Genomic DNA, 14,735 nt, shown 5'->3' with positions numbered 1-14,735 from the left:
ATTTCATCAATTAGAGTTGACATTCTGCCAGTTTTCCTTTTTTATGGCATTGCTGAATACAGGTATAAATTCAAGATTTCGGAATTTTTATAAGCCCAGTATAGTGACTTTTGTAACTTCCGATAAAAGTTTATTCCTACCGTGAATCAGCAAGGCCCTGAATCTATATCCATCCCTATGAAAGTCGCCGAACTAAATAGTGGTTCCACAATAGTCACACTTTTTTATACTGCGATTTCATAAAATTGAAGGAAGCCTTGAGACACCTCTAGTTTAGCTTATTTACCCACACCCGCTGGCTGCTGACGGTTTCGCACTTCCAGGAAAATCAACAAAGCATTAACATCAGCCGGATTTACGCCACCAATTCTGGCAGCTTGGCCAATCGTCAGCGGTTTCACCTTAGCCAACTTTTCCCGCGATTCTTTGGAGAGAGTTGTAATTGCCATGTAATCCAAATCTGCAGGCAATTGTCGGCGTTCGTGTTTGGCAATGTCATCGATTTGATTTTGCTGTCTTTGCAGGTAGCCGGAATATTTGATGTCAATTTCTGCACCATCTTTCTCAGCCAACTTCAGACTAGAATTGCCTAAATTGTAGCGTTCCAAATCCACATAATGAAAACCAGGACGACGCAACAAATCAGCCAGAGTAATTGAACCTTTAATCGCTTGTTGAGTGTCAGCAAAAATTGCCTTGCCAACTTCCTCGTGCTCTTTCACCCGCGTCGAGTACAAGCGTTCCTTCTCTGCCACAATATTAGCTTGTTTGCGATCGAACAACTCCCAGCGGCGATCGTCAATCAAACCAATTTCCCGTCCCAGCGGCGTCAAGCGTTGGTCAGCATTGTCCGATCGCAATAATAGCCGGTATTCCGATCGCGAAGTCAACATCCGGTAAGGTTCCCGCAAATCCTTCGTACACAAATCATCGATCAAAGTGCCGATATAACTTTGCTCGCGAGGAAACACAATCATCTCCTGATTTTTGGCAAACCGGGCGGCATTAATCCCCGCCACAATCCCCTGTGCAGCCGCCTCCTCATATCCAGTTGTACCGTTCACCTGACCCGCGCAAAACAGCCCTTCGATCTTCTTAGTCATCAGCGTTGGAAAGCACTGAGTAGCGGGCAAATAATCGTACTCCACAGCATAAGCAGGGCGCATCATCTCGCACTTTTCCAAACCAGGAAGAGTCCGCAGCATTTGCAATTGCAAATTTTCCGGTAAACCAGTAGAAAATCCTTGGATATAAAGTTCAGGAATATCTCTACCTTCCGGTTCAATAAAAATCTGGTGACTTTCCTTATCCGCAAACCGCACAATCTTATCTTCAATACTCGGACAATAGCGCGGCCCCTTAGCATCAACCCAGCCGCCGTAGACTGGAGAAAGGTGCAAATTGTCTCTAATTAACTGATGAGTAGCTGGCGTAGTTCTAGTCAAATAACAAGGCATTTGTTCCCGTTCGATCCAAACTTCTGGATCGAAACTAAACCAGCGAACCTCTGCATCTCCCGGCTGCGGTTCCAGGTTGGTATAATCGAGAGTACGTTTGTCAACTCTTGCCGGAGTTCCAGTCTTCAATCTGCCAGTTTCAAAGCCCAAACGATTGAGAGTTTCCGTCAAGCCAACGGCGGCAAATTCTCCCGCACGTCCGGCGGGCATGGACTTATTGCCCACCCAAATCGTGCCGCCTAAAAAAGTACCTGTGGTCAGAATTACTGCTTTGCATTCAAAAGCGACGCCGAAGTATGTTTCGACTCCGATAACTTCTTCGTTTTTGCCCAAAACTAAGTCTGTTACCATCGCTTCGCGGATGGTCAAATTCGGTTGATTTTCGACAATATTATTCATCACAGCGGCGTATTCCCGCTTGTCGGTTTGTGCTCGCAGGGCCCACACTGCGGGGCCTCTCGAAGCGTTGAGGACGCGCTTTTGTAAGTAAGTGCGATCGGCCATTTTGCCAATTTCCCCGCCTAACGCATCAACTTCGTTAGTAAGTTGGGTTTTAGCCGGGCCGCCGACAGCCGGATTGCAAGGTTGCCACGCAATTTTGTCGAGGTTGAGGGTGAGGAGAAGGGTGCGGCAGCCGAGGCGAGAAGTGGCGAGGGCGGCTTCGCAGCCGGAGTGTCCGCCACCTACTACGATGATGTCGAAACTGTCTTGGAATTGTAATGGAGTTTGTGCGGTCATTCGATTTTAGATTTTAGATTTTAGATTTTAGATTGAATAATAGACATCTGGCAAAATTAGGTTTTAGTTTCCTTAATTAAAACTCTTCCTCTCCATTAGTGTAGCTGTTTTCTTCAAACATCGATGTTAATCCAGTAATTTTTACGGGGGGTCGATCTTTGAATTCTACGACAAATGACAACTCCCCACCCATTGCCGCGATATAACTTTGCAAAGTAGATACCAACAAATCCGCACGGCGTTCGAGTCGCGAGACATTTTCTTGACGCATATTTAATAATTCTGCCATGCGAATCTGAGTAAATTTCCTTGCTTTTCGTAAGTCTTGCAATGTCATTTCTTCAGCCATTAATTCAACCTATCGCTTTTCGACTATTGCTCGTTGTTCGGGAGGCAAATTCTCCATAATAGTCTTCAGGCTAATTGTCATCTGTTTCTGGCTCCATTAATTTATTCAAATAACCGGTAAATCTACTATCTGCTATCTTAATTTGAGTAAATTATGCCTTACATAGCATATTATAGGCAATAGTCGATCGAATAACAATATTTATATGCACCCTTCGCGTCTTCGCAGTTCAATAATTCCGTACTATTGCAGTTTTGCGCTATGTTAGACAAAAAAATCTCAACAAGCGTACACAAGTGAAATACTTCTTCTTATCTGACGGCTGGAAAGTAGGGCGCGTCTGGGGGGTAGGTGGCGAGTGGAGTCACGCCGCCTGGAGGCGGGCGCCGGACATCCAACAGCTCAACCTCTGTCTTTCCGATCGCAACGAAAAAATGTGGCTCTACCGCGTAGAAGACGCCGTACTAATGGTAGAAGTCCAACCAGCAGTCCGTCCAGATCCCGCCGATCCTGCCAAAAATATCGGCAACGTCACCCTCACCAGACTGATCGATGCCGAGCAAGTCCTCGAACGCCTCGGGACGATCGCCGCCCGCTGCGAAATGGGCAACCCGCAACTAATGTAATGCTCAACATATTGCAATCGGTTCTAACACTCGATACACTTCTTTAAATAACTTTCATTTTTATGCCTCCACCTTTGAAGGTAGATGGCAGTCGGCAAAAGGCAGAGTTTAAACCCTGCAGGTAACTGCTGGGGATTCAGAATCTGATTTTTCCGTAAAAATAGACATCATCACTTACACCTTGGAGAACCGCAGTCAATGGGACTACCCTGGTATCGCGTACACACAGTCGTCTTAAATGACCCAGGCCGATTGATTTCTGTACACTTAATGCACACTGCCCTCGTGGCAGGTTGGGCCGGCTCAATGGCCCTTTATGAACTAGCAGTTTTTGATCCCACAGACCCAGTTCTGAACCCAATGTGGCGTCAAGGGATGTTCGTGTTGCCCTTCATGACTCGCTTGGGAGTTACGGGCTCTTGGGGCGGTTGGAGCATCACCGGCGAAGGTAACGTCGATCCGGGCTTCTGGTCCTTTGAAGGCGTCGCCGTCGCTCACATCGTCCTCTCGGGCCTGCTGTTCTTAGCAGCAGTTTGGCACTGGGTATTTTGGGACTTAGAACTTTTCAGAGACCCTCGCACCGGTGAACCAGCCCTCGACTTGCCAAAAATGTTTGGCATTCACCTGTTCCTCTCCGGCTTGCTTTGCTTCGGCTTCGGCGCATTTCACCTTTCGGGACTTTTTGGTCCGGGAATGTGGGTGTCCGACCCCTACGGCCTGACCGGTCACGTCCAGCCAGTGGCGCCTTCTTGGGGTCCTGAAGGCTTCGATCCGTTCAATCCGGGCGGCATCGTAGCTCACCACATTGCAGCGGGCGTAGTCGGCGTAATTGCCGGTTTGTTCCACTTGACAGTGCGGCCGCCGGAACGTCTTTACAAAGCCCTGCGGATGGGGAATATCGAAACTGTACTTTCTAGCAGTATCGCTGCCGTATTCTTCGCAGCCTTTGTGGTTGCAGGTACGATGTGGTACGGTTCTGCTGCGACTCCGATCGAACTTTTTGGCCCGACTCGCTATCAGTGGGACAGCGGCTATTTCCAACAAGAAATCGATCGCAGAGCTCAAGCTAGCTTGGCCGGTGGCGCTAGCTTCCAAGAAGCTTACGAACAAATTCCCGAAAAATTGGCTTTCTACGACTACGTGGGCAACTCTCCTGCTAAAGGCGGTTTGTTCCGGGCCGGCGCGATGGTCAATGGCGACGGTATTGCTAAATCTTGGCTGGGCCATCCAGTATTTACTGACAGCGAAGGTCGGGTATTGTCGGTTCGCCGCCTCCCCAACTTCTTTGAAACTTTCCCAGTGATTTTGACGGACAAAGATGGGGTCGTTCGCGCTGATATCCCCTTCCGCCGTGCTGAATCAAAATACAGCTTTGAACAAAGCGGAGTTACCGTCAGCTTCTACGGCGGCGAACTTAACGGTCAAACCTTTAATAATCCTCTAGATGTTAAGCAGTTTGCTCGTGCTGCTCAAAAAGGTGAAGTGTTTGAATTCGATCGCGAAACCTTGAATTCTGACGGCGTTTTCCGCACTTCGACTCGCGGTTGGTTCACCTTCGGACACGTTTGCTTTGCTTTGCTGTTCTTCTTCGGCCATATCTGGCACGGTTCTCGGACAATCTTCCGCGACGTGTTTGCTGGAGTTGAGGCTGACATGGAAGAACAAGTCGAGTGGGGCTTGTTCCAAAAACTGGGCGACGTGACCACCAGAAGAGAAGAACCTCTCTAAATTTCGCCAGCCTCTGGGTAGGGGGGAAACTTCCCCGCTACACAAAAACCCGGTTTCTTGAAGAAACCGGGTTTTTTTAGTTAATAATAAAACCAGCAATTAAGATAAAATAATACGGCAAGGGAAGATAGGGAAAATTTAACATGGAAAGTGTTGCTTACATTTTGATTCTGGCTTTAGCCATAGGCGTACTATTTTTTGCGATCGCCTTTCGGGAACCTCCCCGAATTGGCAAATAATTAGCTATACGCCTCCAGCAAGTCCAAAATATCTTGAACCGGACTGCGGTTAGCCCGCATCATAGTGATCTAATTTGGTGCGGGACTATTTCACCGCTGTGTGCTTTCGTTATTTTTCTAGTCCAGCCATTCATCAGACCCCAGGCGGTTAGATGAATGGCAATTTGCTGGCAATGCCTGTTAAAATCAGCAATCATGCGCTGTTCCTCCTGCCAACACACAAATAGCCGGGTTTTAGAATCGCGTTCAGCCGAATCAGGTCAAAGCATCCGTCGGCGGCGCGAGTGTTTGAGCTGCCAGCACCGCTTCACAACATACGAACGCATAGAATTTGTGCCGATTACGGTGATCAAGCGCGACGGCAAGCGCGAATCTTTTGACAGGTCAAAATTAGTCAGGGGATTGATTCGGGCCTGCGAAAAAACAGGTTTGTCTTCCGGGCATCTCGAAACCCTAGCCGAAGAAATCGAGGCCCAACTCCAAGGTCGATCGCTCCGAGAAATCGCCAGTTCAGAAATAGGGGAACTTGTGCTGTTGCACCTGCGGCCGCTCAGCGAAGTCGCTTATGTCCGTTTTGCCTCCGTATATCGGCAATTTCGCGGCATCCGAGATTTTGTAGATACCCTAAATCACCTTCAGAATCCCCTCAACGAAGCTGAAGATGCAGCAACTGGGACAAATTTTGACGCAGATTTGCCGGATTTGGAAGCAGTCGATCGAGAAAGCCCAGCATCCTGCGCTACTCCCAGCTAAGCTCGCTTAAATTAATTTATAGAAATATTCTGGGAGATTGAAAACCGTGTCGCGAGGAAGGCCTAGAGGAATAGCGACTCAAGGGACTCTCATTCGAGCGAGTGTTCTTTTTTCTCAGTAAGAGTGCTGGGTGTGATATGATCATCATCGGTCTAAAATAGAGTATAACTAGACAACGTAAAAACTTAACTGGATTAGTTGAGTGCGTAGTCACACCTAACGGTGTTGCAGTTTAGGAAAGCTCGCATTTGAACAAAACCTAACTAAAGATCGGTGACTAATTAAATACGGTAGGGCATACCGAAATTTACGCTTCTGGAGAAACCGACCTCTACTTAGACTGGAGTAATCCTGTCGCCAGCAAGTCGGCTCGTTGAATGAAGAATCTCAGTTTATTTATACCTGAGAGTGTCAAAATAGTCTACTTGACTCGGAATGTTAAGATTCAACGTTTTAACACAGAGTATGGAGTAACAGTAATGGCAAGCGCTGGTGTGCAGTTGCACCTGGCAAAAGTTAGCAAAAACTGACTTTAGTAAAAGATTTGGAAAAAAGTTAATCGCTTTTTCACCAAAATCTCTAATATCTGCCGGCACAAACGAAAAACATGAAGGAGAGAAATCCTAGGAAACTATTCGCATGGTCAATCTCAAAACCACAGTCAAAGACATCGGCTTTACTCACGAAGATTTTGCAGCCCTACTTGATAAATATGACTATCACTTTAGCCCGGGCGATGTAGTAGCGGGTACAGTTTTTAGTATAGAACCCAGGGGCGCTCTGATTGATATCGGTGCTAAAACAGCAGCGTACATTCCCATTCAGGAAATGTCCATCAATCGAGTGGAAAGCCCAGAAGAGGTATTGCAATCAAACGAAACCAGAGAATTTTTCATTCTAACCGATGAAAATGAAGACGGACAATTAACCCTGTCCATCCGGCGCATCGAGTATATGCGGGCGTGGGAAAGAGTGCGACAACTGCAAGCAGAAGATGCCACAGTACGATCGCAAGTATTTGCCACCAACCGCGGCGGCGCACTCGTGAGAATAGAAGGCTTGCGAGGCTTTATTCCCGGTTCTCATATAAGTACCCGCAAACCGAAGGAAGAATTAGTCGCCGAAGAATTACCATTAAAATTCTTAGAGGTAGACGAAGACCGCAACCGGCTAGTGTTGAGTCACCGTCGCGCCTTAGTTGAGCGCAAGATGAACCGCCTCGAAGTCGGGGAAGTCGTCATCGGTACAGTACGCGGTATCAAGCCTTACGGTGCCTTTATCGACATCGGCGGCGTCAGCGGCTTGCTGCACATCTCGGAAATTTCGCACGATCACATCGATACGCCTCATAGCGTCTTCAATGTCAACGACGAAGTGAAAGTGATGATCATTGACTTGGATGCCGAGAGGGGCCGGATTTCTCTCTCCACCAAGCAGTTGGAACCGGAACCGGGCGCGATGGTCAAAAATCGCGAATTGGTATACGAAAAAGCTGAGGAAATGGCAGCTAAGTTCCGGGAGAAAATGCTGGCTCAAAAGCAAGCTAAAGCAGGCATAGACATTCCTGTAGACTCCATCGATGGTGATGATATCTCCGACGAACTCGAAGACGTACCCTCAGCAATGGAAGAGGATCTGCCGGAAGTAGCAGCCGAAGCAGCACCCGAAGCAGCACCCGAAGCAGTATTAGATGTAGAGGAAGAAATCCCTCCTGCGACGGAAGAATAACATCGCAGTTAGTGTGATTAAAAGAGGGAATTTTCCCTCTTTTTTTTTTAGTTAGTCATTAGTCATTAGTCATTAGTCATTAGTCATTAGTCGCTGCTGGGTGGTTGACAATTCCCAATTGCCAATTGCCAATTCCCCATTATTAATTAGCGAGATTTAACCTATTTCTGTAGACCAATGCAGCGATCGCACTTTGAATTATTACAAGTTGCAGATCGCTCTGCCTAAATAGGCATAGCCTTTATGCTGCTAATTTGTTAAGATTTACAAACATCAGGGACATCCGCACAAGTGCAAACTCATCAGAATTCTCAGGCAAGAACAAACCCGACGAGCAAATCACACATCATAATCCTTATAAATTTCTTGCCCTAACGCTCAGAGGCAAGCCGATAATGAACATCGAACTATTAAAAGAAAAATTAGAACAGCTTAAAAAACGTCCTAATTCTAGCAAAGGAACGATCGACCAAATCGAAAAATGGTTAATCGGTTCCCACATTTTGCAGAGATTGCGGATTAACCCTTACTACGTCGCAGGGGATACAGTCAAGAATATTAAAAGAATTACTTCGGAATTTCTGCACGGAGTGAAAGCTGGTGCCTTCGACTTGCACTGGGATATTCACTGCCCCCACTGCAACATGATTACAGAAGAATTTAAGGATTTGGCAGACACATCAGAAATGTCTTTTTGCCCGATGTGCGATCGCGAGTTTAAAATTGATTTGCTCGATCGCGTCGAAGTTACTTTTTCCCTGAACAAAGAAATCGAAGACCCGCAACTGCGGCCCGTCTGCGCTCCCCCTCCCGTACTCCAGAGCAAACTGCAACTGGTAACGCCTTTATACTGCACCGAATCCGAGACTGTCACCTTAGAAGAAGGTAGATACCGCTACTGCTGTCCCTTGACTTTAGCTAAAGGGATTTTAAAGGTTGAAGGCGAAAAAACAGAAGAGATACAAGAAATTAAACTCCAGCAGTTGGCAGGCCCAGATTTCGATAAAAAAGACCTGGCCGTGCGTCCGGGAAAACTCAAGATAGAATTAACTAATAGCGAACACAATTTGTCGGGGCTAATTTTGCATTCAGATGAATTGCCCGATGAATTGACATTAGAACAACTGCCCCTGCGGCTGTCAGGAATGCAACTGCTTCATCACCCCGATTATAAGCGTTTGTTCGGCGATCGAGTAATCTCGGAAAGAGAGCGAGTCAAGATTCGGGCGATTACTATTATGTTTACTGATATTACCGGTTCTACCAGAATGTACGAAACACTGGGAGATACCAAAGCTTACAATATTGTGCGCGATCATTTTGAAATTTTCTTTGAGTCGATCGAGAAATTTAACGGTAAAGTCATTAAAACCATCGGCGATGCCGTCATGGCTTCCTTTATCAGCAACGAACAAGCAATTATGGCTGCCGCTGGTGCTGTAGCCTGTTTGAGAGAGTATAACTCCACTCGCCAAGCACAAGAGTGGATTCAAGTCAGGATTGGCATTCACCGAGGTACGGCTTTGCTGGTAAATCTTAATAATTCTATCGACTATTTTGGCTCTACAGTCAACAAAGCCGCCCGCATTCAAAATCTTTCTAAAAGTGACGAAGTTTCGTTTTCCGAAGATGTTTACAGCGACGAAGCATTTTTAACAGCATTAAAAGCTGCTGGAGTCTCCGAAATTCAAAAAAGAGTAGAAGATTTAAAAGGAATACAAGGCGCACAAATCGCTTATACTGCTAGAATTAATACCGAATCAGTAATCGCACTTTCTGCTACACTGGCGGGTGAAAAAAGTTAAGTAGGCAAGCAAATAAATACTACTTGGTTATTGCCAACCTCAGCCTTTAGTAGCGATCGCCCCAACAGCATATAGAAGTGTTCGATAGCGCTCAGCTCATGGCTCCCACAGTGTAGCTCATCCTTAATGGAGCTTCATAATGCCCATCACTTAAGTACGCTTTGATAAAAATAGCCCGAATTACTCAGCATTAGGCTGGCGCGGTATCTATTCTACTAAATAACTGAAGTCGAGGACTTCCCATCATGACTTCTCCTCAACAATCTCCAGAAAATACACTCGAATCGATCGCACCAGTCGCCCTCGATTCCGAACAATTAGCCGAAACCGATGCCCCGTTTCCCATTGTTGGGATTGCTGCCTCAGCAGGAGGTTTGGCGGCATTCACGGGGTTACTGAGCCATTTACCCATCGATACGGGTATGGCGTTTGTGCTGATTCAGCATTTAGATCCCAATCACAAAAGTTTGCTGAGCGAGATTCTCGCCAGAACGACGCAAATGCCTGTTAATGAGGTAAAAGACGGTGTAGCTGTAGAACCCAATCAAGTCTACGTTATTCCGCCCAATACCAAGATGGTGCTATCTAAAGGCGTGCTGCAACTATCACCGCGCGAGAAGATTTACGGCAAATATCTGCCGGGAGATGCGTTTTTTACCTCATTGGCGATCGATCGCGGGCACAAAGCAATCGCCGTAGTTTTATCCGGGGGAGACGGAGACGGTTCACTCGGGCTCAAGGCAATCAAAGCAGCCGGAGGCATGACTTTTGCTCAATGTCAAGACACAGCCAAATTTGATAGTATGCCGAATACCGCTGTTGCCACAGGCAATGTCGATTTCGTTCTGCCACCGGAAAAAATTGCGGAGGAACTGGCAAACTACAGTCACAATCCCCTTCTCACTGGCCCGCTTCCCATGACAAAAGTTGAGGAATCGCTCGAACAGGGAGATGCCCTGGCAACTATTTTTGCGCTGCTAAAATCCACCACAGGCGTTGATTTTAGCCACTACAAACCCACCACGATCGCTCGACGCATCCAGCGGCGGATGGTGTTGTACAAGCTGGAAAGCTTGAATGATTACGCCCAACACCTTCGACACAATTCGGCTGAAGTCACAGCCCTGTATGAAGAAATCCTGATCCACGTTACCAGTTTCTTCCGCGATCCCGAAGCCTTTGAAAAGTTAAAAGAACTGGTTTTCCCCACGATTACCCAAAATAAATCGGCCGAAACTCCGATTCGGATTTGGGTGGCGGGATGTTCGACAGGTGAGGAAGTTTATTCGATCGCGATTTGCTTGTTAGAGTTTTTGGGCGATCGAGTCATCCAGCCACCGATCCAGATTTTTGCCACAGACATTAGCGAACAGGCGATCGGCAAAGCGAGGTCTGGCGTCTACTCAGAAAACCAGATGGTAGATGTTTCACCAGAACGGCGTACTGGCTACTTTATTGCCCAAGAAGAAGGTAGCTATAGAATCAGCAAGGCAGTCCGCGAACTGTGTGTATTTGCCCGACAAGACTTAGGCAGCGACCCGCCTTTTTCCAATCTCGATTTAGTTAGCTGTCGCAATGTACTCATCTACTTGGGAGAGTCTTTGCAAAAAAAATTGATGCCCATTTTTCATTACAGTCTTAACCCAAATGGCTTTCTCTTGTTAGGCACTTCTGAGAGCACCGGAAAATTCTCATACTTGTTTACTTCAGTGGATAAAAACTCTAAAATTTATGCTAAAAACTTGACGGCGACTCGTCCGACTTTTTCGTTTACGCCGAGTTCCTATCCCGTAGCTAAAGCACGCGAACGCCAGGGAGTGAAGGAAAATTTGACAAATAGCTTTGATTTACAGCGAGAAACAGACCAACTGATTTTGAATCGCTATGTCCTAGCAGGTGTGGTTGTCAACGAACTCATGAACATCCTGCAAGTGCGGGGAGACATGAATCCTTACTTGAGACTGGCCTTTGGAACGCCCGACTTAAACTTGCTGACAATGGCAAGGGAAGGCTTGCTGGTTGAGCTTCGCACCGCTATTTATCAGGCACAAACGCAGAACGTGACCGTTAGGAAAGAAGGGGTATCGGTTGTTGAATCGGGCGGACGATCGAGTACCGTCAATTTTGAGGTGATTCCGTTCCGGTCACAGGCGGTCGAAGGACGCTACTTTTTGGTGCTATTTGAACAGGCTTCACCCCCCGTGCTTAACCTCACCGCCCTCCCTTCTGAAAGCTTCGAGCAAGCTGATTTAGTGCGCGAAATAGAGCTGCTGAGGCAGGCACTTGCAAGCGCTTACCAAGACAAAACTGCGGTGCAATCGCAACTGCAAGCGGTGATCCAGGAACAGGAAAATCTCAACCAAGACATCAAAATTGCCAACGAAGAAATCCTATCGAGCAACGAGGAGTTGCAAAGCACCAACGAGGAGTTAGAAACTGCCAAAGAAGAGATTCAAGCCACTAACGAGGAACTCACTACCACTAACGAGGAACTTCGCAGCCGAAATATTGAACAAAGCCTGGTAAATAACGATCTGATAAATTTGCTTTCCAGTATCAATATCCCTATCTTAATGTTGACCAACGATTTACAGATTCGACGCTTTACCCCAACGGCACAGCAAATTTTTAGTGTGATTCCCACAGATGTTGGACGACCTTTTAGCGACATCCGCTCAACTCTGAACGTTCCCGACTTGGAACAGATGATTTTGGAGGTGATTGATACTCTCCAGACGAAAGAACAAGAAATTCAAACTTTATCGGGATATTGGTACAACCTCCGCATTCGTCCTTACCGGACAACGGAAAACCAGATTGACGGTGTGGTGATGGTTTTGCTCGATATTGATGCTCTTAAACGCAGTGCCAGAACCTTGGAGGAGGCCCGAAATTATGCTGAAACCATTGTGGAAACTGTGGAAACGCCTTTAGTCGTCCTAGATGCTGATTTCCGAGTGAATAAAGCAAATCGATCGTTTTATGAAATGTTTCAGGTTTCACCGTCAGAAACAGCAAAATCTTCGCTGTTTGAGCTAGGCAACGGGCAGTGGAATATTCCCCAATTGCGATGGATTCTGGAAGATATTCTGGTGAGTGATGTTCAGCTTGAAAACTTTGAGTTGGAGCACCTGTTTGAGCATATCGGTCAGAAAACCCTGCTGCTGAATGCTTGTAAACTTGAACGAGAAGATCGAGCTTTAATGATTCTGTTGTCGATCGAGGATATCACGGAGCGCAAGCAGTTTGAGACGCTACGATCGCAGTTATTGGAGCACGAACAGTTGGCCCGCCAACAAGCAGAAACCGCCAACCGCAGTAAAGATCAATTTCTCGCGAATCTCTCCCACGAGCTCCGCAATCCCCTGACTCCGATCTTTGGGTGGTCACAAATTCTGCGCTCTGGCAAGCTTGAGGGAGCAGCCTTTACTAACGCTCTAGAGGTGATCGAGCGCAGCGCGAGGGCACAATCTCAGTTAATCGAAGATATCCTCGATATTTCCAGGATTACGAGTGGCAAGCTTCAACTGTCCATTTGCCCGATCGATTTGCGGTTAGCGGTGCAAGCTGCGCTGGACGGGGTGCAATTATCCGCCGAGGCAAAAAACATTCAAATTGTTTCGGAGTTGATTTCTACGAGTGTTTTAGGGGATATCAATCGCTTGCAGCAAGTTGTGTGGAATCTTCTGTCTAATGCGATTAAGTTCACTCCGGCGGGGGGACGAGTGGAAATCCTGCTATCGACGATCGAGAATCATGCTCAACTTCGAGTCAGCGATACGGGAAAAGGCATTGAGGCACAATTTTTGCCGTATATTTTCGATCGTTTCCATCAAGGCGATGCCAGCAGCACTAAGACGAATCAAGGGCTGGGATTGGGTTTGTCGATCGTGCGTCACCTGGTTGAATTGCACGGGGGAACTGTGCAAGCCGAAAGTCCGGGTGAGGGACAAGGAACTACAATGACTGTGAGATTGCCGTTGCGATCGCTGCCTCAAGAGTTGACATCGGCGATCGATTTAAACTCAAATGCTTTGGTAGAGCCTTTAAACGCCTCTAGCGATCGCGTCCCCTCTCTAAAAGGCTTGCACATCTTAGCCGTAGACGATCGGATCGATACCCGCGACTTTTTACAATTTGTGCTTGAAGGCTACGGGGCGGAGGTTTTGGCAGTTGAATCTGCCAGAAGTGCGATCGCTGCTTTGACTGAAAATCCGGGCAGATATGACGTGCTCATCTCCGATATCGGAATGCCAGAGGAAGATGGGTATTTCTTAATTCGAGAAGTGCGAGCTCTTGCTGCGGAAGCCGGAGGAGAAATCCCCGCCGCGGCGCTGACTGCCTATGCAGGCGATAAAGAACGCGAAAGGGCGATCGAAGCTGGTTTTCAAAGACATATTACCAAACCTGTGCAGCCCATTCAACTAGCATTAATGGTTGCCAATTTAGCAGGACGATTTTAAATATTTTGGAGTTTTGATTTATGATGTTTGAGATTAGATTAGGCAGTTAAACTCTTGTCCCCCGGAGATCCCCCTAAATCCCCCTTAAGAAGGGGAGTAGGGGTTGACTTTGAGTGCTTCATGTCCCCCCCTTCTTAAGGGGGGTTAGGGGGGATCTATCCGAGATTAGGAGGATGATGACCAAATTAAACGACTCGAATTTCCACCTACCTTACAACCCAAAACTCATCCCTATCGCCAAGGAACTTCGGAAAAATCTAACTCCAGCCGAAAAGAAACTTTGGGAAGATTTTCTGAGAAATTTCCCTTTTAGAGTTTTGAGACAGTGACCGATCGACAATTTTATTGTAGATTTTTATTGTGCTGCTTTAAGATTGGTAATTGAGGTTGATGGCGAGAGTCATTTTACTGAACAGGGGAAACAATATGATGCGGAAAGAACAAGGATTTTCGAGGGGTATGGACTGCAAGTTGTCAGGTTTACGAATGTTGATGTGTTGCAGTGTTTTGAGGGAGTTTGTCAGGAGTTGTTGGGTGCGTGCGATCGTCATTCTTAGGGCCAGACCTCCCCTAAGCTTCCTTAATAAGGGGGGGACAAGAGTACGATCGATCTCGTAATAGTTAAGGCCAGATCCCCCCTAGCCCCCCTTAATAAGGGGGGGACAAGAGTACGATCGATCTCGTAATAGTTAAGGCCAGATCCCCCCTAGCCCCCCTTAGTAAGGGGGGGACAAGAGAGTTATGTGGCGCTAAAAACAATTGCTAAAAATAGGCTGGGGGGGTGACAAAAAGGTCTACGAGATAGACTGTATAAGGGTTGCGGCCCGCATACCTTGTTGATAAAAGCGG

The 14,735-nt window shown here is 47.0% G+C and carries 10 protein-coding genes; 8 read left to right on the top strand and 2 right to left on the bottom strand.

What is annotated here, in order from left to right; genetic code table 11:
- Positions 1 to 278 precede the first annotated feature (278 nt).
- Positions 279 to 2,195, bottom strand: a complete 1,917-nt coding sequence (gene mnmG, locus QUA33_RS19845; RefSeq protein WP_333150492.1) for a tRNA uridine-5-carboxymethylaminomethyl(34) synthesis enzyme MnmG — start codon at positions 2,193 to 2,195, stop codon at positions 279 to 281.
- A 76-nt stretch (positions 2,196 to 2,271) separates the two neighbouring features.
- Positions 2,272 to 2,532: a helix-turn-helix domain-containing protein gene (locus QUA33_RS19840; protein ID WP_333150489.1), complete on the bottom strand. Its 261-nt coding sequence runs from the start codon at positions 2,530 to 2,532 to the stop codon at positions 2,272 to 2,274.
- Between the two features lie 308 nt (positions 2,533 to 2,840).
- Between QUA33_RS19840 and QUA33_RS19835 the strand changes: the two genes are divergently transcribed.
- From QUA33_RS19835 to QUA33_RS19800, 8 genes are all read left to right on the top strand, one after another.
- The gene (locus tag QUA33_RS19835) at positions 2,841 to 3,170 is read left to right on the top strand and encodes a hypothetical protein (RefSeq protein WP_039887994.1); all 330 of its coding nucleotides are present in this window, start codon (positions 2,841 to 2,843) and stop codon (positions 3,168 to 3,170) included.
- A gap of 198 nt (positions 3,171 to 3,368) precedes the next feature.
- On the top strand, positions 3,369 to 4,898 hold the full coding sequence (gene psbB, locus QUA33_RS19830) for a photosystem II chlorophyll-binding protein CP47 (RefSeq protein WP_333073814.1): 1,530 nt from the start codon (positions 3,369 to 3,371) through the stop codon (positions 4,896 to 4,898).
- A 143-nt stretch (positions 4,899 to 5,041) separates the two neighbouring features.
- Positions 5,042 to 5,137 (top strand): photosystem II reaction center protein T, encoded by a 96-nt coding sequence (locus tag QUA33_RS19825; RefSeq protein WP_006635641.1) that lies wholly within the window; start codon positions 5,042 to 5,044, stop codon positions 5,135 to 5,137.
- Positions 5,138 to 5,332: 195 nt separating this feature from the next.
- Positions 5,333 to 5,890 (top strand): transcriptional regulator NrdR, encoded by a 558-nt coding sequence (gene nrdR / locus QUA33_RS19820; protein WP_333150519.1) that lies wholly within the window; start codon positions 5,333 to 5,335, stop codon positions 5,888 to 5,890.
- A gap of 639 nt (positions 5,891 to 6,529) precedes the next feature.
- Positions 6,530 to 7,618, top strand: a complete 1,089-nt coding sequence (locus QUA33_RS19815; protein WP_333150487.1) for a 30S ribosomal protein S1 — start codon at positions 6,530 to 6,532, stop codon at positions 7,616 to 7,618.
- Positions 7,619 to 8,013: 395 nt separating this feature from the next.
- A complete protein-coding gene (locus QUA33_RS19810) occupies positions 8,014 to 9,423 on the top strand; it encodes an adenylate/guanylate cyclase domain-containing protein (RefSeq protein ID WP_333150485.1) in 1,410 nt (469 codons plus the stop codon).
- A gap of 245 nt (positions 9,424 to 9,668) precedes the next feature.
- Positions 9,669 to 13,886 (top strand): chemotaxis protein CheB, encoded by a 4,218-nt coding sequence (locus QUA33_RS19805; protein ID WP_333150483.1) that lies wholly within the window; start codon positions 9,669 to 9,671, stop codon positions 13,884 to 13,886.
- Positions 13,887 to 14,260: 374 nt separating this feature from the next.
- Positions 14,261 to 14,443 (top strand): DUF559 domain-containing protein, encoded by a 183-nt coding sequence (locus QUA33_RS19800; protein WP_333149585.1) that lies wholly within the window; start codon positions 14,261 to 14,263, stop codon positions 14,441 to 14,443.
- Positions 14,444 to 14,735: the final 292 nt, after the last annotated feature.

This window comes from Microcoleus sp. Pol14D4, from assembly GCF_036701245.1.
GTDB lineage: Bacteria > Cyanobacteriota > Cyanobacteriia > Cyanobacteriales > Microcoleaceae > Microcoleus.
Note: the sequence above shows the minus strand (reverse complement) of the source record. Positions and strands in the feature narration are given on the sequence as shown.